The following is a 915-nucleotide window of genomic DNA, read 5'->3' on the forward strand; positions in this document are numbered from 1 at the left end:
GGTGCTGAAAACTTTCAAAAGGCTGATACACCCGCGTACCGCCCCGGGCACGACCATCCGGGCCTTCCACCCAGCCTTCTACCTTGTCCACGGAGAAGATTTCATAACTTTCAGGATGACTGTAGCTCGTCCGTAACGGGTATTCCGTCTGCTGTCCGGTGAGCGCCACAGGTTCGCTGTCATGACGGAAAAGATTGATGGCCGGCACACAGTTCAGCATGAAGGTATCCTTGCGGACCTTCAGTGAAGGGGGGAGCGGACGTGCAAAACAGAAATGCAGCTTAAATGACGACACAGCCAGCGGCTGCTTAGGCCAGTCGCCGCCCGCCAGATGGAAAAACAGAAAACTTTCAGGGAAACAGAAGTACTCCTGCAGGATGCGATAGCCTGAGTAGATATTGCCGGGATATGGCAGCAACGCCTCTTCCCGCGCAAACCCACTGGTCCTGAGGAGGCTGGCAGGCTGACGAAAACGCGTGCCGTCAATTTCCAGCTCAATCCAGGCCAGCCGGTCCGATAACCAGAAATAGAGTTCACGAGCCGTCCAGGCATCACCGCCAGGATAAAACCGCAGCTTACTGAGATCCAGTTGCTCCAGCGTCATCGGCACCTGCAGTGTTATCTCCAGAGTGATCGCCGACACATCTGTACCGCTGTATGCGCTGACGTTCTCAAGCGTGGCCGGAAAGATCCACAGGTCATGGCAGGTCTGAAAATGGCACACCGTCTCATTCTGAACAATACTGTCGAGCGTACACCCGCGCCCGAGAAACGCGGGCTGTGCCAGCGCCCCCTCAACCGGCGTAAACTGAATAATGGTCATCGAGGGTACAGGGCGCAGATAATTCGGCCAGAGCATATTGAGCAGACCGTGCGTCAGCTCCGGAAACTCATCTTCGATTTTGGCGCGCAGGC

At 56.0% G+C, this 915-nt stretch carries 1 protein-coding gene; it reads right to left on the reverse strand.

Features of this window, described 5'->3' with window-relative positions:
- Nucleotides 1-915, reverse strand: a 915-nt coding sequence (gene tssF, locus ADK28_RS25955; RefSeq protein ID WP_048797038.1) for a type VI secretion system baseplate subunit TssF, incomplete at both ends; no start/stop codon positions are given.

The organism is Serratia sp. 506_PEND (genome assembly GCF_001076875.1).
In the GTDB taxonomy this organism is placed as follows: domain Bacteria; phylum Pseudomonadota; class Gammaproteobacteria; order Enterobacterales; family Enterobacteriaceae; genus Serratia; species Serratia marcescens.